26 protein-coding genes are annotated in these 26,178 nt (G+C 40.2%); 24 read left to right on the top strand and 2 right to left on the bottom strand.

Annotation, left to right across the window (positions count from 1 at the left end):
- Positions 1–16 precede the first annotated feature (16 nt).
- The 6 genes from JZO83_RS06065 (at position 17) to JZO83_RS06040 (ending at position 8,416) form a co-directional block, all read left to right on the top strand.
- Positions 17–508 carry a dihydrofolate reductase gene (locus JZO83_RS06065; RefSeq protein WP_206859049.1) on the top strand — a complete coding sequence of 164 codons (492 nt, stop codon included), beginning with the start codon at positions 17–19 and terminating at the stop codon, positions 506–508.
- 315 nt (positions 509–823) lie between these two features.
- Positions 824–2,500 carry a potassium-transporting ATPase subunit KdpA gene (gene kdpA / locus JZO83_RS06060; protein ID WP_207115246.1) on the top strand — a complete coding sequence of 559 codons (1,677 nt, stop codon included), beginning with the start codon at positions 824–826 and terminating at the stop codon, positions 2,498–2,500.
- 15 nt (positions 2,501–2,515) lie between these two features.
- Positions 2,516–4,546, top strand: coding sequence for a potassium-transporting ATPase subunit KdpB (gene kdpB, locus JZO83_RS06055; protein WP_207115245.1), 2,031 nt, complete (start codon positions 2,516–2,518; stop codon positions 4,544–4,546).
- A 35-nt stretch (positions 4,547–4,581) separates the two neighbouring features.
- Complete coding sequence (locus JZO83_RS06050; protein ID WP_207115244.1) at positions 4,582–5,103, top strand: potassium-transporting ATPase subunit C; 522 nt, start codon at positions 4,582–4,584, stop codon at positions 5,101–5,103.
- Between the two features lie 27 nt (positions 5,104–5,130).
- On the top strand, positions 5,131–7,755 hold the full coding sequence (locus JZO83_RS06045) for a sensor histidine kinase KdpD (RefSeq protein ID WP_207115243.1): 2,625 nt from the start codon (positions 5,131–5,133) through the stop codon (positions 7,753–7,755).
- Complete coding sequence (locus JZO83_RS06040) at positions 7,733–8,416, top strand: response regulator transcription factor (RefSeq protein WP_207115242.1); 684 nt, start codon at positions 7,733–7,735, stop codon at positions 8,414–8,416. Before JZO83_RS06045 ends, JZO83_RS06040 begins: the two co-directional genes overlap by 23 nt.
- Positions 8,417–8,516: 100 nt before the next feature.
- On the opposite strand, the gene JZO83_RS06035 is transcribed toward JZO83_RS06040, so the two are convergent.
- Positions 8,517–9,473, bottom strand: coding sequence for an iron-hydroxamate ABC transporter substrate-binding protein (locus JZO83_RS06035; RefSeq protein WP_207115241.1), 957 nt, complete (start codon positions 9,471–9,473; stop codon positions 8,517–8,519).
- Between the two features lie 165 nt (positions 9,474–9,638).
- On the opposite strand from JZO83_RS06035, the gene JZO83_RS06030 reads away from it, so the two are divergent.
- The 13 genes from JZO83_RS06030 to JZO83_RS05970 all read left to right on the top strand — a co-directional run bounded on the left by JZO83_RS06030 (position 9,639) and on the right by JZO83_RS05970 (position 20,758).
- Entirely contained in the window at positions 9,639–10,439 is an 801-nt protein-coding gene (locus JZO83_RS06030) for an ABC transporter ATP-binding protein (protein ID WP_207115240.1), read from the top strand.
- Complete coding sequence (locus JZO83_RS06025) at positions 10,439–11,428, top strand: iron ABC transporter permease (protein WP_207115239.1); 990 nt, start codon at positions 10,439–10,441, stop codon at positions 11,426–11,428. Before JZO83_RS06030 ends, JZO83_RS06025 begins: the two co-directional genes overlap by 1 nt.
- On the top strand, positions 11,425–12,429 hold the full coding sequence (locus JZO83_RS06020) for an iron ABC transporter permease (protein WP_207115238.1): 1,005 nt from the start codon (positions 11,425–11,427) through the stop codon (positions 12,427–12,429). The genes JZO83_RS06025 and JZO83_RS06020 overlap by 4 nt, the downstream gene beginning before the upstream one ends.
- Positions 12,430–12,642: 213 nt before the next feature.
- Positions 12,643–12,924, top strand: coding sequence for a TIGR04197 family type VII secretion effector (locus JZO83_RS06015; RefSeq protein ID WP_207115237.1), 282 nt, complete (start codon positions 12,643–12,645; stop codon positions 12,922–12,924).
- Positions 12,924–13,271, top strand: a complete 348-nt coding sequence (locus JZO83_RS06010; RefSeq protein ID WP_207115236.1) for a DUF3958 family protein — start codon at positions 12,924–12,926, stop codon at positions 13,269–13,271. Before JZO83_RS06015 ends, JZO83_RS06010 begins: the two co-directional genes overlap by 1 nt.
- Positions 13,268–14,854, top strand: a complete 1,587-nt coding sequence (locus JZO83_RS06005; RefSeq protein ID WP_207115235.1) for an EndoU domain-containing protein — start codon at positions 13,268–13,270, stop codon at positions 14,852–14,854. Before JZO83_RS06010 ends, JZO83_RS06005 begins: the two co-directional genes overlap by 4 nt.
- Before the next feature lie 24 nt (positions 14,855–14,878).
- A complete protein-coding gene (locus JZO83_RS06000) occupies positions 14,879–15,262 on the top strand; it encodes a hypothetical protein (protein WP_207115234.1) in 384 nt (127 codons plus the stop codon).
- 589 nt (positions 15,263–15,851) lie between these two features.
- Complete coding sequence (locus tag JZO83_RS05995) at positions 15,852–16,403, top strand: 5-formyltetrahydrofolate cyclo-ligase (RefSeq protein WP_207115233.1); 552 nt, start codon at positions 15,852–15,854, stop codon at positions 16,401–16,403.
- A gap of 17 nt (positions 16,404–16,420) precedes the next feature.
- Positions 16,421–17,125: a rhomboid family intramembrane serine protease gene (locus JZO83_RS05990; protein ID WP_207115232.1), complete on the top strand. Its 705-nt coding sequence runs from the start codon at positions 16,421–16,423 to the stop codon at positions 17,123–17,125.
- A 19-nt stretch (positions 17,126–17,144) separates the two neighbouring features.
- A complete protein-coding gene (locus tag JZO83_RS05985; protein WP_207115231.1) occupies positions 17,145–17,354 on the top strand; it encodes a YqgQ family protein in 210 nt (69 codons plus the stop codon).
- Positions 17,355–17,356: 2 nt separating this feature from the next.
- Positions 17,357–18,322, top strand: coding sequence for an ROK family glucokinase (locus tag JZO83_RS05980; RefSeq protein ID WP_019723942.1), 966 nt, complete (start codon positions 17,357–17,359; stop codon positions 18,320–18,322).
- Between the two features lie 14 nt (positions 18,323–18,336).
- Positions 18,337–18,732 carry a rhodanese-like domain-containing protein gene (locus tag JZO83_RS05975; RefSeq protein ID WP_206859021.1) on the top strand — a complete coding sequence of 132 codons (396 nt, stop codon included), beginning with the start codon at positions 18,337–18,339 and terminating at the stop codon, positions 18,730–18,732.
- 220 nt (positions 18,733–18,952) lie between these two features.
- Positions 18,953–20,758, top strand: coding sequence for an FAD/NAD(P)-binding domain-containing protein (locus tag JZO83_RS05970; RefSeq protein WP_207115230.1), 1,806 nt, complete (start codon positions 18,953–18,955; stop codon positions 20,756–20,758).
- Positions 20,759–20,868: 110 nt separating this feature from the next.
- Here the strand turns inward: JZO83_RS05970 and JZO83_RS05965 are convergent, their stop codons facing one another.
- Positions 20,869–21,036, bottom strand: coding sequence for a DUF3042 family protein (locus tag JZO83_RS05965; RefSeq protein ID WP_010735150.1), 168 nt, complete (start codon positions 21,034–21,036; stop codon positions 20,869–20,871).
- 245 nt (positions 21,037–21,281) lie between these two features.
- Between JZO83_RS05965 and galE the strand changes: the two genes are divergently transcribed.
- The 5 genes from galE to rimI all read left to right on the top strand — a co-directional run bounded on the left by galE (position 21,282) and on the right by rimI (position 26,172).
- Positions 21,282–22,271 carry a UDP-glucose 4-epimerase GalE gene (gene galE, locus JZO83_RS05960; protein WP_207115229.1) on the top strand — a complete coding sequence of 330 codons (990 nt, stop codon included), beginning with the start codon at positions 21,282–21,284 and terminating at the stop codon, positions 22,269–22,271.
- Positions 22,272–22,282: 11 nt separating this feature from the next.
- Complete coding sequence (gene galT, locus JZO83_RS05955; RefSeq protein ID WP_207115228.1) at positions 22,283–23,767, top strand: UDP-glucose--hexose-1-phosphate uridylyltransferase; 1,485 nt, start codon at positions 22,283–22,285, stop codon at positions 23,765–23,767.
- A gap of 28 nt (positions 23,768–23,795) precedes the next feature.
- Positions 23,796–24,788: a LacI family DNA-binding transcriptional regulator gene (locus tag JZO83_RS05950; protein WP_206857058.1), complete on the top strand. Its 993-nt coding sequence runs from the start codon at positions 23,796–23,798 to the stop codon at positions 24,786–24,788.
- A 135-nt stretch (positions 24,789–24,923) separates the two neighbouring features.
- Positions 24,924–25,646, top strand: a complete 723-nt coding sequence (gene tsaB / locus JZO83_RS05945; protein ID WP_206857191.1) for a tRNA (adenosine(37)-N6)-threonylcarbamoyltransferase complex dimerization subunit type 1 TsaB — start codon at positions 24,924–24,926, stop codon at positions 25,644–25,646.
- Positions 25,630–26,172, top strand: coding sequence for a ribosomal protein S18-alanine N-acetyltransferase (gene rimI / locus JZO83_RS05940; protein ID WP_206857063.1), 543 nt, complete (start codon positions 25,630–25,632; stop codon positions 26,170–26,172). Before tsaB ends, rimI begins: the two co-directional genes overlap by 17 nt.
- Positions 26,173–26,178: the final 6 nt, after the last annotated feature.

Raw genomic sequence — 26,178 nt, 5'->3', positions numbered from 1 at the left:
AAAGGAGCGATTCAGAATGTTTATTTCTATGTGGGCACAAGATAAGAATGGCTTGATCGGTAAAGATGGCTTATTGCCTTGGCGATTACCTAATGACATGCGTTTTTTTAGAGAACATACAATGGATCGTCTATTAGTAATGGGGCGTAAAACATATGAAGGAATGGGTGATCTATCACTTCCTTATCGACATATCATCGTGTTGACGACCCAAGAAGATTTTGAGGTCAAAGAAAATGCAGAAGTGATGCATTCGATCGATGAATTGTTGGCTTTTGCAGAGACTGTTACAGAAGATATTTATGTTTCTGGAGGGAGTCGGATCTTTCAAGCGCTTTTACCTCAAACAGCGATTATTTGGCGAACGTTGATTGATGGCGAATTTGAAGGAGATACGTATATCGGTGAGATCGATTTTAGCGATTTTGTGCTAGCAGAAGAACATGAGGGAATCATGGATCAAGACAATCATTATGCGCATCGCTTCCAAAAATGGGTCAGAAAGTAACATTTGCTTATTGTGATAGAAATGAAATGAGAAGAAGAAACAGATAAAGATGTTCATGAGATGATCGGAACGTCTTTTTTTGTACAGATTTTTACAGAAACAGCGAAATCAGGCAAGGGCTAGTCCTTGAGATTTCGCTGTTTTTGTATCGTATAAAGAAAATATAAAGAAATTTCTAGAACATTAACACTATCTTTATAGCCCTTTGTCTATGATAAAAACAAAGGAGAGGAAGAACATGATTTTATTTTTAGGTTTTATCAGTTTTATTTTGTTAGGTTATCTATTTTGGTTTTTATTTAAGGGGGAAGAGCAATGATGAGTGCAGTATTCCAAGGATTGTTTTTCTTTTTTATATTACTTGTTTTAGCCGCACCGCTTGGGTGGTACATCAAGTTGATCATGACAGGCGAAACACCGAAATATGTTCGTTTCATTCAACCGCTCGAACGGTTTTTCTATAAAATCATTGGTTCTGAAAGTCAAAAGAAAATGACTGCCAAACGCTATTTAGCTCATGTGTTGGGTGTAGGGATTTGTTCGTTGCTATTTTTGACAGGGCTCTTGATGATTCAAGGGTGGCTTCCTGGCAACAATGGAGTGGAGAATTTGCCGTTTGATTTAGCGGTGAATACAGCGGTAAGTTTCGTGACAAATACAAACTGGCAAGCTTACGCTGGAGAAGTAACACTTTCGAATACGACGCAAATGTTTGGTTTAACTGTTCAAAATTTCTTATCAGCAGCTGTAGGTTTAGCGGTACTTTGCGCATTGATCCGTGGCATCATCCAAAGGAAATCAAGCCAACTTGGTAATTTTTGGCAAGATCTAGTCCGTGGCTTGCTTTACATTTTTCTACCATTATCATTGATTACTGCCGTACTTTTGATTTCTCAAGGCGTGGTCCAAACGTTTAGTCATGGGATGTCTTATACCGGCTTATCTGGCGAATCCTTGTGGTTATATTTAGGTCCTGTAGCCAGTCAAGTAGCCATCAAGCAACTAGGTACGAATGGCGGTGGCTTTTTCGGCGCTAATTCCGCTCATCCGTTTGAGAATCCGACGATTTTTTCAAATTTCATTGAGAATATCGCCATTTTGTTGATACCAACTGCTTTGATCTTTGCTTTTGGCTATTGGGTCAAAGAGTGGAAGCAAGGCCGGACGATTTTGATTGTTTCGCTCGCTTTTCTTTTTGCAGCATTCGTCGGTGTAGCATTTAGTGAGTTCCATGGGCCTAACTTTGCAAATGTCCTTGGTTCCTTGAACATGGAAGGAAAAGAAGTACGTTTTGGCGTGGGTTGGTCAAGTTTGTGGGCAGTCAGCACCACAGCGGCATCTAATGGTTCAGTAAATGCGATGTTGGATAGTTTTACGCCCTTGGGTGGTGGTATTCCGCTTTTCTTGATGCAATTAGGTGAGATCATCTTTGGTGGAGTTGGTAGTGGTTTATATGGCATGTTGGCATTCTTGTTGTTGACTGTTTTTATTGCCGGTTTACTTGTTGGACGTACACCAGAATATTTAGGGAAAAAAATCGAGGCATTTGATATTAAAATGGCAAGTTTAGTGATTTTGACGCCCGTTTTATTGACGTTGTTTGGCACAATGGCAGTTTCCCTTCATCCCGAGATCTTAACTTGGTTGACGAATAAGGGGCCACATGGATTTAGTGAGTTGCTTTATAACGTGACTTCTTTAGCAAACAATAATGGGAGTGCATTTGGTGGACTGACAGCTGATACACCGTTCCTCAATCTTTTGGGAAGTGTTTTGATGTTGTGCTCTCGTTATATTCCAATAGTCGCTATTTTGTTCTTAGCGGAAAACATGGGCAAGAAAAAAACGATTGCGGTCAATGATGGCACGCTATCAACAACGAATGGCACATTTATTTCCATGTTGATGATCGTTATTCTCGTTGTCGGCGCATTGAGCTTTTTACCAGCATTGGCATTAGGTCCGATCGCTGATCATTTTACCTTAAGTTAGAAGGAGTAAAATCAAATGAAAACTATTTATGTATGGGCAATGAAAGAAGCATTCATCAAATTAGATCCACGACAACAAATCAAGAATCCAGTGATGTTCATGGTCTATATCGGAGCAATCATGGCTACGATCCTTTGTTTTGAACAATCGGCTGTCCCTTTATGGTTTACAGTCACGATCACATGCTTACTATGGATCACCTTACTTTTTGCCAATTTTGCTGAAGCAGTAGCGGAAGGACGAGGAAAAGCACAGGCAAACAGCTTGAAGCAAGCCAAAAAAGAAGTGATCACGTATAAGATCCACCGCTTAGAAGATATTGAAAATCAAGAATTTATTGAGATCAAATCTTCAGATTTAAAAAAAGGCGATTTGATCTATGTAGTCTCAGGACAACAGATTCCTGCTGATGGAGATGTGATCGAAGGCGCTGCTTCAGTGGATGAGAGTGCCATCACTGGGGAATCCGCGCCAGTGATTCGTGAATCAGGCGGCGATCGCAGTGCGGTCACTGGTGGTACAACGGTTGTTTCTGACTACTTGGTGATCCGTGTGACGTCAGAGAATGGGCATTCCTTTTTAGATCAAATGATTTCGATGGTGGAAGGTACCCAACGAAAAAAAACACCGAACGAGATTGGTTTACAAATCTTTTTGATCACTTTAACGATCATCTTTTTAGTTGTTTCGGTTAGTTTAGTGCCATTTACTGAATTAAGTACGATGCTCTCAGGAAAAGGAGAATCGATTGCGACAATTGTTGTCATTGCTTTGTTTGTCTGCCTCGCTCCTACCACGATCGGTGCATTGATTTCGTCGATCGGGATTGCAGGAATGAGTCGTTTAACGAAAGAAAATGTCATTGCCATGAGTGGTCGAGCAATCGAAGCTGCTGGAGATGTGGATGTGTTGCTTTTAGATAAAACAGGAACGATTACTTTAGGAAATCGTCGTGCCAGTGAGTTTTTACCGGTAAAAGGTATCACAGAGCAACAATTAGCTGATGCGGCGCAACTTTCTTCTTTGGCAGATGAGACAGCGGAAGGGCGAAGTATCGTCATTTTAGCAAAAGAAAAATTTGCGTTGCGAGAACGTGTTTTTGAAAAATCAGAAGTGAAATTCATTGATTTTAGCGCACAAACTCGCATGAGTGGGATGGATTATCGTGGCGACCAAATTCGTAAAGGTGCCGCAGATACAATGAAGAAATACGTCCAAGCACGCGGCGGACAGTATCCAGAAGAATGTGATCAAATCGTTGCGAAAGTTGCGCAAGCTGGAGGAACACCGTTAGTTGTTGTGAAAAATGACCAAGTGATGGGTGTCATTTATCTAAAAGATATTGTTAAAAATGGTGTGCAAGAAAACTTTGCTGACATGCGCAAAATGGGCATCAAAACAATCATGATCACAGGGGATAATCCGTTGACAGCAGCGGCGATTGCAGCTGAGGCGGGCGTCGATGACTTTCTTGCTGAAGCGACACCTGAAAATAAAATGGATCTGATCCGTGATTATCAAGAAAAAGGTCACCTTGTCGCAATGACTGGTGACGGAACCAACGATGCACCGGCATTAGCACAAGCAGATGTTGCTGTGGCGATGAATACCGGAACGCAAGCAGCAAAAGAAGCAGGGAATATGATCGATTTAGATTCCAGTCCAACAAAGCTATTGAAGGTCGTTCGTATCGGGAAACAACTATTGATGACTAGAGGGGCATTGACGACGTTCAGTATTGCAAATGATGTAGCAAAATATTTTGCGGTGATCCCAGTCTTGTTTTATGGCATCTATCCAGAATTGGCGCAGTTGAATATCATGGCATTAGGTAGCCCCCTTACAGCGATTTTGTCGGCTGTTATCTATAATGCAGTCATTATTGTTGCTTTGATTCCTTTAGCTTTAAAAGGAGTCAAGTATACCGAAAAACCTGCAAGTCAGATTTTGCGACATAATCTTTTAGTGTACGGATTAGGTGGCTTGATTGCCCCCTTCGTATTCATCAAACTGATCGATCTCGCTTTAAGCTTTTTCTTGATCTAACACTGAATCATTTTACAGAAAGAAGGAACTCCCTTATGAAAAAGGTACTTAGAGCACAGCTTAGTTTTTTATTTATCAGCATTCTACTTTTTGGTGGGCTTTATACCGTGACTGTTACTGGAATCGGTCAACTTTTCTTTCCCCATCAAGCCAACGGCAGTCAGGAAGTCGTTGCAGGGAAGGTGGTCGGCTCATCATTGATTGGCCAACCGTTTCAACAAGCTGCTTATTTTAATGGAAGAAACCAAGAAGTAACACAACTTTCACCAACGTCAGTCGAGCAAAAGAAATTAGTGGAAGAAAAAACAAGATTAGCTCAACAAAACAATCAAACAATTGAGATCCCGATCGATCTGGTCACGAACTCAGCAAGTGGTCTCGATCCACATATCAGCGTAGCTGCCGCAGAAAGTCAAGCCTCACGGATCGCCAAGGAGCGTGGACAAGACGTGACTAAGATTCGTGCTATAATACAGGAAAAAGCACAGAAAGATTGGTTTTCGGATCGGAAATTTGTCAATGTGCTTGAACTGAATCTGTCATTAGATCGTTTATAGAGGACAGAGGGATTAGGAGAAACAAAGATGGAAAGACAGAATATTTCAGAGAGATTATACAAGCCTGAAAAAGGTCGAGGGCGTCTGCGGGTTTATTTTGGTTTCGCCGCGGGCGTCGGTAAGACGTATGCGATGCTTGCAGAAGCACAGGAACTGAGAGTTCTAGGAAAAGATATCGTAGTTGGTTATATCGAGCCTCATGATCGTCCAGATACAAATGAGTTGTTAAAGGGGCTACCACAGATTCCTTTAAAAGGGCTGACATATAAAGGGTTGACTTTGAGTGAACCAAATATCGATGCAATCATCAAGCGACAGCCAGAAATCGTGTTGATTGATGAGCTTGCCCATAGTAATGCTCCAGGGTCAAGAAATCGCAAACGATATCAAGACATTGAAGAATTATTGAATGCAGGCATCAATGTCCATACGACGATCAATGTCCAACATATTGAAAGCTTGAATGATATCGTTGAAGAAGTAACAGGAATCGAAGTAAAAGAAACGGTTCCCGATACGTTTTTCCAGCATGCAACGTTAAAAGTCATCGATGTTGAACCGGATGAATTGATCGATCGTTTGGCACAAGGAAAAATCTACGCTAATGAAAATGCGAAGCGGGCGTTACAACATTTTTTTATTCCTAAAAAATTGGAACAATTAAGAGGGTTAGCGATCCAGCGTGCCTCGGATCATATCAATCGTGTGATCGGTAAGACAAATGGTGTCCAAAGTAAATTGATCACGATCGTTCAAGATGCTTTCCCCAAAATGGCTGAAAAAAGCATTCGCTGGACCGCACGATTAGCGCAAGGACTAGGTGCAGAATGGATCGTCTTATACATTCGTTCTGATGACCGTTTACAAGGAACGAATGACTTAGCGGAGAAACTTGGGGCAGAAGTCGTGGTGATCGAGGAGGATCATTCTTTTGAAACGATCGTCGAATATGCTAAACTAGTCGGAGCAACCGATTTGATCATCGGTAAAAACTTGGTAAAGCCTTGGTACGAGCGTTTATTTTCAGAAGAGTTAGATGTACGTTTACTCAAACGATTGCCAGAAACTGAACTTCACTTGATCCCTTATAAAGAAAAACGGTCCACACTCCTTGCCCATTCCAAAGAACTAGTGGAGGGGGGAGGGAAAGATTTTGCCATTTCATTGATCTGTGTCTTCGTGGCAACGATTTTAACTGAAGGGATGCAATATCTTCACTTCGGGGAACAAAACTTGATGTTGGTCTATATTTTCTTTATTTTACTTGTTGCTCGTTTGACCTCTGGTTACTTTTGGAGTGCGTTATCTTCCATTTTAAGTGTCTTGGCTTTTAACTGGTTTTTTGTTGAACCTCTTTATTCCTTGACCGTGTATAAACAAGGCTATCCGATCACTTTGGTCATTATGCTGATCGTGGCATTGATGATCAGTAATCTAATGGTTCGTTTGAAAAAACAGGCGGTCCATGCAAGAGAAAAAGAACAGCAAATGGAAATTTTGTATGAATTGAACAAACAGTTTGTTTTAGCAGAAGACCAGCAACAAATCGTTGAACTATCGGCGACTTATTTAGGACGTCTGTTAGATCGCGAAGTGATTTTCTTTGATAAACATGCCATGAAGCAAAGTCAATATACACCGAAAGAAGCACCGCTCTTATTAGATCACCCAGAAGAAGCGGCTGTGGCTTATTGGACGGCTAAGAACCAAAAAGAATCAGGCTATGGCACTGATACGTTAAGTGGGGCAAAAGGTTTTTACTTACCGATCGTTGCAAATGGGAAGACGTTAGCTGTGTTAGGCATTCGTCGCAGTCGGGTGCTCCCGATCGAAGATAGCCAATTGAACTACCTGCGCTTAGTATTAACACAACTTGCGGTTATTTTAGAGCAAACCGAGCTTAAAAATGAAAAAGAGCAGATCGAGTTAGAAAATGAGCGGGAGAAAGTTCGTAGCAATTTATTGCGGGCGATCTCTCACGATTTGCGTACACCACTGACGGCGATTTCTGGAATTGCGGAAACACTCTTGCAAACAAATGAAGAACTGAAACAAACGACGCGACAAAAGCTTTTGACCGATATCCAGACCGAATCTCAGTGGTTGATCCGGATGGTGGAAAATCTGCTTTCGATTACTCGCATCAATATGGACACGATGCAAGTAAAAAAATCGGCAGAACCGATCGAAGAAATCATTGAAGCTGTATATGAACATGCTACGAAGGTGTACCCTGATAAAGCATTACGCGTCCATTTACCTTCGACTGTTTTATTTGTAGAAGTTGATCCGATATTGATCGAACAAGCGATGTTCAATCTGGTGGAAAATGCGTTCCGCCATGGCTCAGTCAAAGGACAAGTAGAAGTCGGCGTGTACCAAGAAGGCGAAAACGTCATTTGTGAAGTAAAAAATGACGGTGAGATCTCGTTGAAGCAATATGAAAAAATCCAAATGAATCTATCGAACGAAGAAGAAGTACCGATCGATTCTAAAAATGGCCTTGGGATTGGATTAAGTATTGTCAAAACGATCGTCCATGCTCATGGTGGTAAACTAGAAATGACCGTAGCAGAAGGAAAAACAGTGGTTCGTATTTATCTGAAAAAGAGTGAGGAGGTGGCGCTGCATGAGGAAAGTCCTATTGATTGAAGATGATCCAACAATCACCGATTTTATGGAAGTCGTGTTAGCAAAAGAACACTATCAAGTGACGATAGCGGCAACAGGCATGGAAGCTTTGAATGTGTTCCAAGAAACTTCCTTTGATTTGATTTTGCTTGATTTAGGGTTGCCTGATATCGATGGCATCGAGCTATTGAAAATCATCCGTAAACGACTTGCTACTCCGTTGATCGTGATCTCTGCGCGTAACAACGAACATGAAAAGGTCAAAGCTCTCGATCTTGGTGCGGATGATTATGTGACGAAACCTTTTGGGATGAATGAATTACTTGCTAGGATCAGAACAGCTTTTCGTCATCGTAAACAAGAAGAATTACCTTCGATCATTACGAACGGAGAATTATGTTTGGATACAGAAAGTCAACTGTTGACAAAAGCAGGAGAACCGATCCATCTGACGAAAAATGAATACCGTATTTTACTCGTTTTATTCCAACATCTCGGAAAAGTCGTCACGTATCGCGTATTAACGTCAGAAGTTTGGGGACCTTATGGAACTGATTCTCAAGTGTTGAGGGTCAACATGTCAAATATCCGTAAAAAAATCGAGAAAAATACCATCAGCCCAGAATATTTGATCACAGAGATCGGCGTCGGCTATCGGTTACGGGATTACCGAAGTTCTTAGGAATTGCTAGAAAAAATGATCATCAAAAAACGACAATCACCAACAAATACATTTATTTGGTGATTGTCGTTTGTTTTTATGATTTTACTTAAAGCTGATTTTATTTTAGCTCTGCTTTGATGTCATCGATCATTTGACGACTAGCGATCGGACCATTGTATAACCAGCTAGAAGTTGGACCAAACTCGAATACTTGATCGGCTTTCACTGCTTTCAGATTTTGCCAAGTAGGTTCGTTGAACATCGCCGCTTGTTCATCGCTGTTCACTAAAATGATGTAGTCTGCGTCTAATTCAGCTAATTTTTCTGATGAAACAGCTGACCAGTCAGAAGTTGCTTCTTTTGATACTTCTTCCACTAAAGAAGGAACGCCAAACTGTAGATCTTCATAAACGATACGTCCGCTTGAACGGTTCTCGCTGACCATAAAAGCAGAGTTGTTTGTGACCCATAAGACAGCGGCTGTTTTGCCATTGATCTTTTCACTCAATGCTTCTCTTGTTTCTTTCGCATAATCTTGATAGTCTTGAATGATTTCTTTGGCTTTATCTTCTTTATTCAACACTTTACCGATGTCTTGTAATTGTTCTTCCCATGTGACATCTGTCCCGTTTTTAACGACGTAGGTTGGGGCAATTTTACTATATTGCTCGTATTTGCCACCTTCAACCGTGGCAGAAGAAGAAATCAATAATAGATCAGGTTCAAAACTCAACACATTTTCGTAAGGTAAATCATAGGAAATCGTTGGGATATCTTTCAGATCTTCTTGTAAATAATCTTGGATCGAACCGCTACCGACTGTCCATTGTGCGACAGGCGTTTCACCTAAAGCAATCAGATAATCCTCTAAGTAACTACCGATGATGCGTTTCGGTTGGTTTGGCACTTCAACGGAGTGGCCTAATGTATCGGTCACCGTATGTGTACCATTATCAGCGGTAGTCGTTGAAGAAGCTGTTTCTTCCGTTGTTGATGAGCTTGGCGAGCAAGCACTAAGCAATCCTACCATCAGTAATGCACTAGAGATTGTGAATAGTTTATTTTTAAGTCTCATGTCTTTCCTCCAAATGTAATTGAGAACGTTTCTCAATTGCTATTATTCCCCAAGATAAGGGCGCTGTCAACTCTTTTTACTAGCGTAAACGATGAAATTTATGCTTGACGAATTTGTGAAGTACCGTCATAATTGAGAATGATTTTCAATGAGAGGGGGAAGTATATGTCTAGATTAAATGCCATTGAAATCACTACCGGTTACCCCAATAAAACGATAATTGAAAATTTATCTGTCGCAATACCAGAAGGGAAGATCACCAGTTTGATCGGTCCAAATGGTAGTGGCAAGTCTACCTTATTAAAAAGCTTCACCCGCATACTTCCTGTAAAAAATGGCAAAATACTTGTCAATGATCGTGAATTGACGACCTACCACTCAAAAGAATTAGCACGAAAACTTGCTTTACTTGCTCAAACGAGTGAATATCCATTAGGGATGACAGTAGAAGAAGTGGTTTCTTATGGTAGATATCCTTATCAAAAATTATTTAGTGGCATGGACGATCAAGATCTGCAAGCCATTGAGTGGGCATTGACAGCAACAAATCTTATCGCATTGAAAGATCGAGATATAGCAAGCTTATCAGGCGGCCAAGCGCAGCGAGTTTGGATCGCTATGGCGTTAGCTCAAGAAGCGGATATCTTGATACTTGATGAACCAACCACTTTTTTAGACCCTGCACATCAATTAGAGATATTAGATTTATTAACAGAAATCAATCGAATGAAAAAAACCACGATCTTGATGTCGATCCATGATATCAATCATGCCTCTCGTTTTTCTGATTATTTAGTCGCGATGAAAGAAGGACGATTAGTTGTCGATGGGACGCCAGAAGAAGTCATTACCAAAGAATGGATGAGAGAGATTTTTGAGATCGATGCACAAATCGTCCAGTTACCTGAAACAAATAAACCTGTTTTCTTAACGTATGATCTAATCAAGAAACAGGAGGAGAAATGATGAGAAAAGGGAAAAAAATAATGACGCTATGGCTACTTCTGCTATTGGCAATCATCGTCTTCTTTTTTGCTTTGTATAATGGTGCCTCTACAGTTAAAGGCAACGAAGTTTGGCAGGCGCTCTTTCAATTTGATGCGACTGATCAAGCACAGCAGATCATTCGCAATATCCGTTTGCCACGTGTAGTTGGTGCATTCATCGTCGGCAGTTGTTTCGCACTCAGTGGGGCTTTGATGCAAGGTGTCACTAGAAATAATTTAGCGGATTCAGGCTTGTTAGGGATAAATGCTGGCGCATCATTAGCTATGGCATTTAGCTTTGCCTTTTTACCAAAAGCTTCGCCATTTGCCATTTTTTTACTTTCATTACTTGGGTCGTTGATCGTGACGATGATCGTCTTAGGTTTTTTCAGTTTTTCAAAAATCGGGCTTAGTACCATGCAGATGATTTTAGCCGGTGTGGCGATCAGTTCTTTTTTTACTGCGATCAGCCAAGCGTTGACTCAGCTATTCAATTTACAACAAGATTTAACTTTTTGGTTCGTTGGTGGTGCGGCTAATATTACTTGGCAACAGTTGATCGTTCTTTCGCCAATCTATTTAGTGGCAGTTATTGGCTCTTTTCTGTTAGGCAAGTCGATTTCCTTGATCCATTTAAGCGAATCACATGCCATTGCACTAGGCGGACACCCACAGCGGACACGTGTCTTAGTGTTCATTTTTGTCTCGATCTTAGCTGCGCTTGCTGTTTCTTTAGTTGGACCCGTTTCCTTTATTGGCTTGATGGTACCACCAATTGTTCGTGGCTTTGTCGGTACGGATTATCGCTATGTCTTACCAGCTTCGTTTATCGCTGGAGGAGTCTTAGTCATGTTAGCCGACTTTGTCGCACGAATGATCAATCCACCATTTGAAACACCGTTCGGCTTAGTGATCTCCTTGATTGGTGTGCCATTCTTATTGGTACAAGTTAGGAGGGAACGCGTGTGAAAAAAATATATTGGGGCATTGGATTATTACTCTGTTTATGGGTTTTGACTGCAATCATCAGTTTAATGATCGGCACCCCTTTTCTATATATCGACCAATTACTAGATGTCATGTTTGGCAGGGGCACACAAGTCCAACAGTTGGTTTTGACAGAATTTCGTTTGCCAAGACTGATGATCAGCTTACTGGCAGGGGCATGTTTAGGAATAGCCGGTTTCCTCTTACAAGGAGTAACTAGAAATCCTTTAGCCGACTCCAGCATTTTAGGTATCAACTCTGGTGCGGGATTTTTCGTTATGTTGTACCTTGGCTTTTTTACAAGCCATGCTTCGCCTTTTTTGTTACTTTTCGTCGCCTTTCTAGGTGGAACGTTTGCTGCTTTTTTAGTTTATTTTGTTGCGTATCGTCGTTCAGGACAAGTAGCAATGAATCGCTTGCTTCTTTCAGGTATCGCAGTAAATGCGGGTTTCTCTGCGGCAATGCTTTTAAGTACAATAAAGATCTCAAAAGAAAATTATGGCTTTGTGAACGCTTGGTTAGCGGGTTCGATCTGGGGTGCAAGTTGGCCTTATGTTACTGCCTTTTTACCTTGGGCGATCATCTTGATTCCCTTGGCGTTTTTCTATAGTCGCAGAATCGGTCTTTTATCATTTGGACAAGAGCGAGCGCAAAGCTTAGGGCTGAATGTGTCACGAAGTCAGTCATTATTGCTCTTACTTGCTGTCGGCTTGGCGTGTGGCAGTGTAGCTGTAGCGGGTAGCTTATCCTTTGTCGGTTTACTCGCACCTCATGCTGCAAAAATCATCGTACGTAAAGAAAATCATTGGGCGTTCCTATTGAGTGGGTTGTTCGGCGGGCTTTTTGTCAATATTGCCGATATTCTTGCCCGAGTCATTTTACCTGATGGGGAAGTACCGACGGGAATATTGATTGCTGTCTTAGGCGCACCGTACTTTCTTTACTTACTATTTCATATTCAAAAGAAACAACTATCCGTATAAGAGAAAGCCAGAATGTTGGATTGGTTGGGATAGGGAGACACTGAAGGCGATTCTACCTTCAGTGTTTTTTGTACATTGAAGAAGACCGTCATCAAATAAGAAATAAAGTAACAGGACCTATCTAATTAAATTTTTATTCATTGAAAGGTTATGTATTGTTATAATGTAATATGTAAGCGTTACGCCCAGTCTATAGAATAAAGGAGGAAATTGATGACCACATTCAGCAGTAATTCTCAACAAGCCCAGCAGTCTACTTCTAAAATCAACAGTGCAACCACACCTTTACAACAATCAACATCGCTCCAAAATGACACACGTACCACGCTTATTGGCAATCAAGACATTCAAAGTAGCATAACATCTGCTAAAAACTCTGCCAGCCAAATTGCCACAGCCATTTCAAGTGCAGCCAATCAGTTACAGACAATCGCCCAAGGTTTTTCTACACTAGACACTCAGTTAAGTCGAGATCTTTTCAAGGAGAGACGCTAATGAAACGAATGACCGATCTTCATATCGAAGAAACATTTTTGCTCGCAAAAAGAGAAGGACACGAAAGAAAAGGAAAACAACTAGATGCCTGTCGCTCGGAATATCAGGATCATCTAAAAGGAATTGGGCACTTCTTATTCCAATTACAGATGTCCTACCAGAAGTCGAATACCGCTACATCTATCGAAACAATCACCACAGAATTTTCACAGCAAAGTAGACGATTGATGAATGGCTTTGATGAGTCTCAACACCACGAAATGATCCAGCAACAAAAAATCACCAATAAACTCGAAGAAATTGCTTTTGAGAAAAGAAAAATCATGTCGGAGGAACAGAGCCTATGAGTATCGACATGTATCTAAACGACTCCCTGACACAAGCCAGTAGCACTAGTCACTTTTGCCAAAAACAAGTCACTGATTACCAGAATCTCCAACAAGCGATTACCCAGTTCACTTTACAAACGCCTAATCTCAAGGGAAAAGCGTACGATGCAGCAAAAGCCTATTTTTCTCAAGTGCTTTATCCACTCGTCCAAGGAGGGATCTTACTCTCCGAAGCGGTCGAAAAAGCAACAAAACGATTTCCGCAGGAATACATAGAACAAGTTGATTTCATTAGCTTAAAACAATCCGAATTAGAAGCACAGATTCGCCAAATGAATCAATATATTACTCAAGCAGAAGGAATACGGCAACTACTTCTTTCACCTTATATGCCAGAAGAACATCAAGGCTTTCAACTCAATCAAAATACATTGTTACTCACGATGTACCATGACTTGAAACAAAAGCTGGAAGAGAAACTCCAAAAGCTTTTAGATTACAATCAAAGCTCCACACAATTCTTTTCCGAGATAAACTCTCTTGAACAAGCAATCAATCAAGGCCTCGCCCAAACAAAAACTGCTTGGAATAGCCAAACGAAGACATTTTCCATGCCGAAAGATCTGTCATGGACAACCACGATCCAAGACAAATGGCAACAAGCAGAAAACGAGAAAAAGGGAATCGATCCAACCAAAAACAAAGAACTAGAAAAGTACAATGTTTATGCCCTCATTATTTCCGATAGCGAGGGCAATCCACGTGTCTTTTGGAAAATTGAGAACAAGCAATCCGGTCACGGCATCATGAACCCAGAGCTGTATCAATATGTCACGAAAGTAGGTCATTACCTAGATCCTGAACTGATCCAATTCATGACGTATGATACCTATCAAGAGAAAGTCAATGCAGCTTGGCGTCAGGGCATTAATTACGAAACTGGCGAAAAACTAGACCCACTCGTAGGCAGTCTCGTCTCTACCTCGCAATATGTCAAAGACGGCTACACATGGATTACCGAATCCGAACTCGGTCAAGCAATGATGGTGTTGGGTTTTACTTATGCGTCTTACAAAGTATTGACGACCACTGGTGTGAAGGAGGTGGAGAGTGGTAAGATTGAGGAGACTAATGGTGGTCATAATTTCAAATTTGGAAATAACTCAAAGAATCATTTAAAAAATGTAGAGACTGTCAATACTAAAAAGGGTGTTGTTGGTGGACATAATATGGATGAATTCAATAATGCACTAAAAAAACAAGGGTTTAATCCTGAATCCCTCATTATTTCTAAAAAGCCACACTCTTTTATTGATGGTGTTTATGAAGTAGAATATAAAATACCCAGAAAAGATATTGCTGGAAATATCTTAGAACCAGTATCTTATAAAACTATCAAGCAACCTAAAACAATTTATGATCCTGCTAAAATTAGTGACGAGAAATTATATCGATGGGGACAAGAAGCGATGGAAAATGGAATAATTCAATCAGATGGTCGAACTATTGAAGGTATTGCTTCTAATGGTTTAAGATTTCGAGGATACTTAGAAGAAGTTAAAAGTACTAACGTAAAAAACTTCTTTCCTATTTTAGATTAATTTTTATTGATTGGAGTGAAGATGATGACAGAAGAATTTAAGATTTTAAAAAATGAGCAAGAGATAGATTGCCTTATGGAAACTTTTTTTTGTGCAGCTAATAGAAATCTAAAGAAGGTATTAAGTTTATTATCTAATAAGGAAGGATGGGGAGAAGAGGTTGTTTTTTTATCTTTTGAAAATGATTTAGATGACTACGATATGGCGCAATTGCCTAAGCCACTAGATGACAAACATGTATTGATTGAGTTGGCTTCTCCAGCTGTAGAAGTAAATCAGGTAGTGTATTTAGATTTTGACACTTTTTACAACTATTTGGATAAAAACGTAAGAAAAGAAACAAAAAAATCAGATGATAGTGAGTTAATAGAATTATTGAAAAGAGTTAAAATTACTTTAGAAATATAATTTATAAGTTTGCTGAGAAGCAATTTAGACGAGAGCCTGAGAAATAGTGGGGTCATTTTGATGAAATGCTTGATACACATAAATCCCTTAAAAGTTCAAAGAAAAGTATTGGAAATACTCTGAAGAATCCTAATATTGTACTGACCCCCAGAAGCTAGCTTTTTTGGTCTAACTTTTTGGGGTCACTACATACTCTATAGCAGAGACTTTATTAGTAAAAAACGAGTTTGCATAAATACCTAAAGCTTTTAATTTAAATGAATCATTTAGATGAAATCTTAGCATTAAAAAAAACAAGACTCATGCACTGTACTAGTCAAACCTAGACTGTGAATGAGTCTTTGTGCACAATGATGAGTAGCGGTCAACACTAATTTGTGAATGTCTTTTTTTTGTGGGATTTGATGGAAATAACTACATGATGAAGTCGCGAGTTAAACATGGTTCAACTAATATAAATTCAGTAAAGCTATGCTAGATTGATATTCTAACTAAAATAAGTTCGAACAAACGCAAAAATCTAAAAAGTTAAATTGCTATTTTCGCCGTTTTCCGCTACCATTTTAACAGAAGGTAGGCAGGTGATTATATGGGAGACGAAAAGCAGAAAAAGGAAAAACTTCGTCAGTTTGGTATCGATAAGCTGAAAAAAATTGCTGTAAGTGGCGATAAAAAAACAAAAGAACAAAAAATCGCTGCGCAGTTGTTTGCCACTGACTATTGGAAAAACGCGCAAGTCATTGGTTTGACACTTTCAAATGAATTTGAAATAGATACACGACCGTTGATTGAACAAGCAAGAGCCACAGGGAAAATCGTTGTGATCCCTAAGACATTACCAAAACGTCAAATGGCTTTTTATGCGTACACTGAGCACACGGGATTGAAACGGTCAAATTTTGGTGTTTTGGAACCTGTGTCAACTCATCTTTATGAGGCAGAAATGATCGATTTACTGATCGTACCAGGAATCGTCTTTCATCCAGAGGGATATAGAATTGGCTTTGGTGGAGGGTATTATGATCGCTATCTTCAAGAGTATCCGCATCAAACCTGTAGTTTAGCTTTCAAAGAAATGATTCATAGTGATTGGCAACCAGAAATATTTGATAAAAAAATTCAACATCTATTGATTGATTAAAAAACAAGGGGGTATTTATGAAAGTCAACCGTCAGCAACAATTTCATTTAAAATCTTGGCTAAATGGGCCATATTTAACACAGATCTTTTTAGTGATCCAAACAATCGTCTTTATCGCAATGGAGATATTACCTGGGAATCGCATTGCGTTTGAACTGGGGATGTCTGGCCAGCATATTGTCTATTTACATGAATGGTGGCGTTTGATCACGCCGATATTTATTCATTTTGGGATGATGCATTTTGTATTGAACTCCGTTGTTTTGTATTTTATGGGTTCACAAATCGAAACAGTATACGGCCATTGGCGCTTTTTCTTGATTTATTTACTTAGCGGTATCATGGGAAATATAACAAGTTTTGCCTTCAATGAAATGAATGTATTATCTGGTGGGGCGAGTACATCGCTTTTTGGTTTATTTGGTGCTTTATTTGTTCTGGGTATCCATTATAAAAATGATTATGTGGTCAAACAGCTGGTGCGTCGTTACATGATCTTTATCCTTTTTTCTTTCCTATTTGGGTTATCAGATAGTGCAGTGGATATTTGGGGACATGTAGGTGGTTTGATTGGGGGATTCTTGATTGGGAATCTACTCGGTTTGCCGGATCGGTTCAATGATTACTCTATCCATCATCGTATCTTATCGGGGCTCGTTTTTCTCTTTCTTTTTATAATATGTGTTTTAGTGGGTTTAAAAAATTATGGAATACTTGTATAATGTGAAGGAAGTGCTTTAAATGGAAAGCTTATACGACGTACAACAGCTATTCAAGAGATTTGGTATCTTTATTTATGTGGGGGCACGGATTTATGATATTGAATTGATGACGATCGAATTACGTAAGCTTTATGAGAATCATTTGATCGATCACGAAACATATATGACTGCATGGCACATCTTAAAAAGAGAACATCAAATCGAAGAGAGCAGAAAGAAAGGAAATTGATCATGGACAAAAAAATTATTGGGATTGATTTAGGTGGAACAACAGCAAAATTTGCGATCTTGACACCTGACGGAGAAATTCAACAGAAATGGAGTATCGATACCAATATTTTGGATGATGGCAAGCACATTATTCCTGAAATCATTGAATCTATCAATCATCGTCTGAACTTATACGGTATGAAAGCTGAAGACTTTATCGGTATCGGCATGGGTACACCGGGTACTGTAGATAGCGAAGCTGGTACAGTGATTGGTGCTTATAATCTAAATTGGCGTGAGTTGCAATTTGTCAAAAAAATGATTGAAGAAGGAACAGGTATCAAATTTGCGATCGATAATGATGCAAATGTTGCAGCACTAGGCGAACGTTGGAAAGGTGCCGGCGAAAATGATCCTGATGTCGTGTTCATCACACTAGGTACAGGTGTTGGTGGTGGTATCGTTGCAGATGGTCATTTGCTTCATGGTGTGACTGGTGCGGCTGGAGAAGTTGGTCATATCACGATCGATCCAAATGGTTTTGAATGTACATGTGGCAAACGTGGCTGTTTAGAAACCGTATCAAGTGCCACAGGTGTGGTTCGAGTAGCTCGTCATCTAGCAGAAGAATATGCTGGCGATTCTAGATTGAAAGCAATGCTTGATAATGGGGAAGAAGTAACAAGTAAAGATGTTTTTGAATTAGCAGAAGCAGATGATCCATTTGGTTTGATGGTCGTCGATCGTGTCTGCCTTTACTTAGGATTAGCTTGTGGGAATTTAGGAAACACATTGAATCCATCAAGTATTGTGATTGGTGGAGGCGTATCCGCTGCTGGGGAATTCTTGCGTAGCCGCGTAGAAAAATACTTCAAAGAATTTACCTTCCCTCAAGTAAGAGAATCAACAAAAATCAAATTAGCAGAATTAGGAAATGAAGCAGGCGTGATCGGCGCTGCGTCATTAGCCTTGAAATATGCTGAATAAAGTGGAGGCATGACATGGTTTTATGGATTATTAACATCATTTTATTACTGATCATCTTAGCAATCGTATTTTGGGAAGTTTACTTGCGAGTAATGGCTAAACGTTCAGCGACAATGCTTGAAGAAGCAGAATTTCGTGAAGGCATGCGTCGTGCGCAAGTCATCGATGTTCGTGAAAAAGATGTCTTTGATGCGGGACATATTTTAGGCGCAAGAAATATTCCTTATACAGTACTAAAAAACTCACTTGGTTCGATTCGTAAAGATCAACCTGTATATATTTATGACCAAAAGAAAAGTTTGAGTATTCGTACAGCCAACCAATTACGTAAAGCAGGCTACCAAGATATCTACATCTTAAAAGGCGGCTATGACGGCTGGTCAGGTAAAATCAAAAGTAAGAAAATTTAACGAGGCGCCACGTGCATCTTGTATAACCTTTGTAGCAACAAGAATAAGAGCTGTTATTTGCTCTTTTTTCTTGTTGTTTTTTCTTATCGTAGAAAAATTATGCTATGATTGAATCAGAGGGTATAACCTCTGATTATAGCTGGTCGTAGTGTTCCAGTGTTTAAAAATTTTTTTAAAGCGAAGTGAGCAATAGAGCGAATACATACAGGTAGGTGGATAGATGAGAATTGGGATTATCGGGGCAGGACCTCGTGGGCTTAGCATGTTAGAACGTTTACTTTATAATAATCAACAAGAAAAAGAGATTGAGATCCTGCTTTTTGATCTAAGTGGAATCGGCGGTAAAGTATGGCGGGTGGATCAGCCGAAAGAAGTATTGATGAATTCCTTGGCGTCACAAGTGACGATGTTCACGGATGAAACATTAAGTAGCGGTGGGGTGGTCGCTAACGGGATAAATCTCTATCAATGGGCGAAAGAACTTGCACCTTCATACCTCGAGAAAACTAATATCAAAGAAAAAGAAGTTTTTTTACGTGAAGCGGCTGACTTATCAGAAAACCAACCAACAAGTCGTCGGTTCTTTGGCGCTTATCTGCAATGGTTCTACGAGGAACTACAAGAGCGGTTTCCTGATCGTTTTGACTATGTCCAACAATTAGTCACTGAAGTAACCAAGAAAGACACACGATATGTCGTGGAAACAATAGAAGAAACATATGTAGTGGATCAGCTGATCCTGGCGACTGGTCACTGGGAACATGAATTTACGACAGAAGAAAACCAATTGAGCGGGTATGCTGCTGCGCACGATTTGTTTTATCAAGGACCAGCAAACCCTGCGGATGTTGATCTATCGATGATCCCTGCGAAAGAGCCAGTGTTTATTCGCGGTTTAGGGCTGTGTTTCTTTGATTATATCGGTTTATTGACCCAGCAGCGTGGTGGGCGTTTTGTAGAACAGGGAGGGAAATTAGTTTATCTACCTTCTGGTGAAGAACCAATTGTATATTGTGGTTCTCGCCGTGGCTTCCCTTATTATCCTCATGGCCGAAATCAGAAAAAAGTGGGCGAAGTGGCAAAACCAGTTATTCTGACACAAGAACGGTTAGAAACGTACTATCGCACCAAAAAATTGAGTGGTCAAGATTTCTTTGCAGAATTAAAGAAAGAACTTGAGCTATTTTACTATAAAAAAGTGATCGAAGAACGTGGTTTAGCGATTTCTCTCAGTGAATTTCAAGAAGTCTTCCTTGTATCTTCAGAAAACGAATGGCTGCAACAATATCCTGAACTATCTCATGACTTATGGTCTTGGGATCTACTAGATCACTTGACCGATCATACGTTGCCTTATCCAGAAATGAGTCGGAAATATATCGAAGATCAGATCAGCGAAGCACAAAAAGGCAATGTTGACGGACCTTTGATCGCGACATTGGACGCTTTGAAAGACTGGCGTAATCTCGTGCATCAAGTGATGCTGTGGGAGGTCTTTTCGGCAAAAGAATACAAAGAAGTCTTGTGGCAATGGTTCAATACGTTTGATGCGTTCTTTACCATTGGTCCGCCTTTACGAAGAACACAGGAATTAGCAGCTTTGATCGATGCAGGGATTTTTCGTTTGGTGGAACCCCCGTTTACAATTGCCGGAAAGAATGGACACTTTTGTCTTGAAGACAGGGAGCTTACATTCGATTACCTCATTGAGGCACGATTACCAAAAAATGATTTGCAAACAACAAGCAATCCGGTATTGAAGAATCTACGTGAGAAGCAAATCCTTCAGCCGTTCCAGTTACATGATTCAAGCGGAGAATATGTTTCAGGTGCGGTGGCAGTGGAGCGTAGCAGTTCTCGTGTAATCGATGCAAATGGGGAAGTTCAAAACAATTTGTTTTGTATCGGTATTCCGACAGAAGGAGTCGAATGGTTGACGGCTTCTGTTCCTAGGCCGCATGTTGATTTTTGGAATTTAAAGCAAATCGATCATATTGCGCAATTGATTTTAGCGGAAGAGGCATAAAAAAGAACGTTCTTTCAAGTAAGTGATCACTTCTTGAAAGAACGTTCTTTTTTAGAGCATAAGACAGAAAAAGCGAATGAGTGGTGGTCAAAACGCTTTTTCATCATCTGTTATCTTGAAACACGTTTTCTCATTGCTTTTTTACGATTTTCTTCAATCATTGCTTCTTTTTCGTCGATTGGATCAATGACTGTTTTCTTTACAGATGTGACTAATCCAGCAACAGCTGCTACAGTAGCTAAGCTACCTACTAAAATACCTGATACAAATTTTTTCATAATGATTCACCTCATTTATCTATTTGACCTCTTCATTATGAAGCAAAACAAAGAAAAACGCTAGTCTTTCGTATTTTATTTGAAACCCTTTACAAGTTAATGTTGAAAAAGTTTACTAAATGTTTTATTATAAATTTACTAAATAAATCGAAAGAAGGTCCTGCCAAAAAAAGTCCCTGTTTTCTGATCCTCACTTTTGTTAAAATAAATAACGAATATAATTATATGGATAAAGGAGTCTTAACATGACAATTTTAGTATTAGGCGGAGCAGGTTATATTGGTTCCCATGCCGTCGATCAATTAATTGAAAAGGGCTATGATGTAGCAGTCGTGGACAATCTATTAACCGGTCATCGCCAAGCGATCCACACGGATGCACGATTTTATGAAGGGGATATTCGTGACAAAGATTTCTTGCGTTCTGTTTTTCAAAAAGAAACGATTGAAGGTGTCTTACACTTTGCGGCAAGTTCTTTAGTTGGCGAATCGGTCGAAAAACCATTAGTTTACTTTAATAATAATGTTTATGGTATGCAAGTGTTATTAGAAGTGATGCATGAATTTGATGTGAAACGCATCATCTTTTCTTCGACAGCTGCGACTTATGGCGAGCCAAAAGAATCACCAATCACAGAGGAGTCACCAACGAATCCGAAAAATCCTTATGGGGAAAGCAAATTGATGATGGAAAAAATGATGAAGTGGTGTGACGAAGCCTATGGTATGCGCTACGTTGCATTGCGCTATTTCAATGTAGCAGGTGCTAAAGAGGATGCATCGATCGGCGAAGATCATACGCCAGAAACGCATTTAGTTCCAATCATCTTACAAGTCGCTCTTGGACAACGAGAAGCATTGGCTGTTTATGGTGACGATTATGATACGCCAGACGGAACGTGTATCAGAGATTACGTACAAGTAGAAGATTTGATCGCTGCTCACATTTTAGCTTTAGAGTATCTAAAGGCTGGCAATGAAAGCAACTTCTTCAATTTAGGAAGCAATAAAGGCTATTCAGTGAAAGAGATGCTAGAAGCAGCACGAGAAGTCACAGGTCGTGACATCCCTGCGAAAATCGCGCCACGAAGAGCAGGAGATCCAAGTCGCTTGATTGCATCAAGTGAAAAAGCAAGAGAGATCTTGGGCTGGGCGCCTAAATATACAGACGTGAAAGAAATCATCAAAACTGCATGGGCATGGCATGAAAGCCATCCTAATGGGTATGAAAAGTAGGTGGAGAGAAAATGACGATCAGTCAAACGATAGCAGAATTTGTCACTTTAGCCATCGCTTCTGGCGGTTGGATGGAAATGGACCGTATTTACTTACAAAATCGTATTTTAGGACTTATTGGCGAAGAAGCTGGCGAGGCCTTTGACGTACGTCCAGTTCAAGAGGAATCAGTGGACTTGTTGAACCGTTTAGTTGAACAAGCACAATTGAATGGACAAGTGACCGATTTAGTCGCGGAACGAGAAATGTTCGAAGCCCAACTGATGGACTTCTTGACACCGCCACCGTCTGTTGTTAATGCGTTTTTTGCCCAACATTATTCAAAAAGTCCAGAAGAAGCGACCGATTATTTTTATCAGTTGAGCCGTAACAATGACTATATCAAAACACGAGCAATCGCTAAAAATATCGTATACACGTATCCTTCTGAATATGGGGATTTGGAAATCACGATCAATTTGTCTAAACCAGAAAAAGATCCAAAACAGATCGCCGCAGAAAGAAAAGCGGTGAAAGTGGATTATCCATCTTGTATGTTATGTATGGAAAATGAAGGCTACAAAGGAAGATTGAATTATCCCGCACGAACAAATCATCGAATCATCCGAATGAACTTAGACGGAGAAAGTTGGGGTTTTCAATATTCGCCATATGCCTACTATAATGAACATTCGATTATTTTATCGGAAGAACATCGACCAATGCGGATCACAAAAGAAACATTCGCTCGTTTGTTGAAAATCACCGAAGTATTGCCACACTATTTCGTGGGTTCGAATGCTGATTTACCGATCGTAGGTGGTTCGATCTTGTCGCATGACCATTACCAAGCCGGACGACATGAGTTTCCGATGGCAAAAGCGCCAATGGAGAAATTGATCAAGTTAAGTGACTATCCACAAGTGATTGCAGGAATCGTCAAATGGCCAATGTCCGTGATTCGCTTACAGTCACCAGATAAAAAGCTATTGATCGAAGCAGCGGATACTGTACTCAATAAGTGGCAGAACTATTCCGATGAAACTGTATCGGTCGTTGCTTTTTCAGCAGATGGTACGCCGCATCATACAATCACACCGATTGCCCGTAGAAGAGACGATTATTTTGAAATCGACTTAGTGTTGCGCGACAACAATGTGTCAGAAGAACATCCTGAAGGTATTTTCCATCCACATCGTGACATCCAACATATCAAAAAAGAAAACATCGGATTGATCGAAGTCATGGGATTGGCAGTGTTGCCGCCTCGTTTAAAAACAGAATTAGAAGAAGTGAAGCATTACTTGCTAGGAGAAGAGAACCAAGTAGCAGACTATCACCGTGAATGGGCAGATCAATTAAAACAAGCCCATCCTGATGTGACTGAAGAGACAGCTACAGGCGTCATCCAAGAAGCTGTCGGCAAAGTTTTTGCTCGCGTCTTAGAAGATGCTGGGGTCTTCAAACGAGATGAGCAAGGAAAAGCTGCGTTCTTGCGCTTTACTGAAACATTATAGAAATCAGTCACTTACAGGAGGAGAACGTATGGCCACAATCAAAGACATTGCACAGTTGGCGGGAGTTTCTCCTGCTACTGTATCCAGAGTGCTGAATTATGATGAAAAATTGTCAGTAGGATTGGAAACAAAGCAAAAAATTTTTGAAGCAGCGGAACACTTGAATTATACAAAGCACCATAAAAATCAAGCCTCTGAGAAGCAAACAATCAAGTTGATCCAATGGTATGATACGCAAGAAGAATTAGAAGACCTCTATTATCTTTCGATACGTCTAGGCATCGAAAAAAAAGCCGAGGAAGCAAACATTCGTTTGATCAAGGAAACATGGGACGCAATCAGCGACCAACCAGCAGATGGAACCATCGCACTCGGAAAGTTTGACGATGAACAATTGAACGAATTAAAACGTACACAAGAAAACCTTCTGCTTGTCGATTCAGATGGCACAACTTTTGGCGTCGATTCTTTGGTGGTCGATTTTGAATCAAGTCTGCGTTTAGTGATGGCTCATTTCGTGCAAGAAGAAGTCAAACAAGTAGTCATGCTAGCAGGGAAAGAGTATACGAAACAACAACGAACAAGAGTAACTGATCCTCGCACAGCTATTTTCCAAAAATTGATCAGTGAAGAGAAGCATCTATCTGGAAGAATCATCGAAGCTGACTTTTCAGTGGAGGCAGGGTATCAAGCCGTTCGTCACTTTTTATCACAAGAAAAGAATTTACCAGACGCGCTATTTGCGGCAAATGACGCATTAGCAATCGGTGCATTGAAGGCAATCAAAGAAGCAGGTCTAATGATCCCTCAAGATATTTCGGTGATTGGCTTTAATGATATCAGCGTGGCAAAATACGTTTCGCCACCACTGTCATCCGTCAAAGTATATACCGAATGGATGGGCGAGTTGGCTGTGGAGACCTTACTCCAGCTTATTCATACGACTGCACCAGTTGCAAGGAAAATAACAATCGCCACTGAACTTGTTTTACGAGAATCAACAAAAACAGGGCACGAATAAAGAATAGTTATCAATCATCGAAAGGGATGAAATTTCAACTGCGGCATAAGCCAAACTTGATTTTTCCTTCCCTTTTTTCTCTGGAAGTATGCTACAATGAAAAGCGATATTAGAGTAGCAGAAGGGAACGGTCAAATGATTACATTAGGGATCGATACAGCAAATCAAACCTTAACGATTGGCGTGATTGAAGACCAAACGGTGTTAGGTCAAATCCAAGTAAATAAAAAGAAAAACCATAGTCTAACCTTGATGCCAGCGCTGGATCAATTGATCTCAGATTGCCAACTGACACCAGAACAAATCGACCGAGTTGCTGTGTCAAGCGGTCCAGGATCTTATACAGGATTGAGAATCGGGGTAACAACTGCTAAGACATTAGCTTACACATTAAATAAAGAATTGGTTGGGGTTTCCAGCCTTGCCGTACTTGCAGCAAATTGTGTGGGGATCGACGGAATCATCGTACCGATGTTTGATGCAAGAAGAAAGAATGTTTACGCAGGTGCCTATCGTTGGCATCATGGGAAACTGGAAACACTTCTAGAAGACACCCATATCTCTTTTGCGGAATTAGCGGAGAAATTAAAACAAATGGATGGAGCGATCACTTTTGTCGGTAGTGATTGCCACAAATTTGAGTCGGAAATCGCAGAATCAATCCCGTCTGCCAAACGTAATACTTTGCCACTTTGGGATATTCCTAGTGGTGTCGTCGTTGCGCAATTAGGTGCTTCAAGCCATCCGGTCAGCGATATCCAAGCCTTTTTACCACGTTACTTAAAACGAGTGGAAGCAGAAGAAAAGTGGCTAGAGACACATACGCCAGGAGAAGAAAGCTATGTTGAAAAAATTTAAAGCCTATATACGGACGATGCTTAAAGAAAAAGAGGATTATCCACCGAAAACGATCACTGTTGGTGAGAAAGAGTACCAATTAAGAGAACTGACAGTCGATGACGTCAAAGAGCTGTTAAGCATCGAACGCGAAGTCTATTTCGGTGAACTACCTTGGACAAAAACGGCGTTTATCTCCGAATTGACTTCTCCATTCTTGACTTTGTATTTAGGGATATTCGACAAAGAAAAATTATTCGGTTTTGTTGGTTCTAGAATATTAGGACTAGATTGTCATCTCACGAATATTGCGGTCAGTCCTAGCTATCAACGGCAACGAATCGGAACCTATTTGATCAATGAGATCGAGAGATTTGCACGCAATAATCAATGTGAAACAATGTCCTTAGAAGTACGGATCAGCAACCAGAATGCCCAACGTTTATATCGAAAAATAGGCTTTCAATCGAGGAAAGTAAAAAAAGGGTATTATACCGAAAATAATGAAGACGCCTTGGACATGGTAAAAATATTAAAAGAAGAGTGAAAAAAA

It is taken from the genome of Enterococcus sp. DIV1298c, from assembly GCF_017316315.1.
Taxonomy (GTDB): Bacteria; Bacillota; Bacilli; order Lactobacillales; family Enterococcaceae; genus Enterococcus_B; species Enterococcus_B mangumiae.
This window is presented reverse-complemented; position numbering and strand designations above follow the sequence as displayed.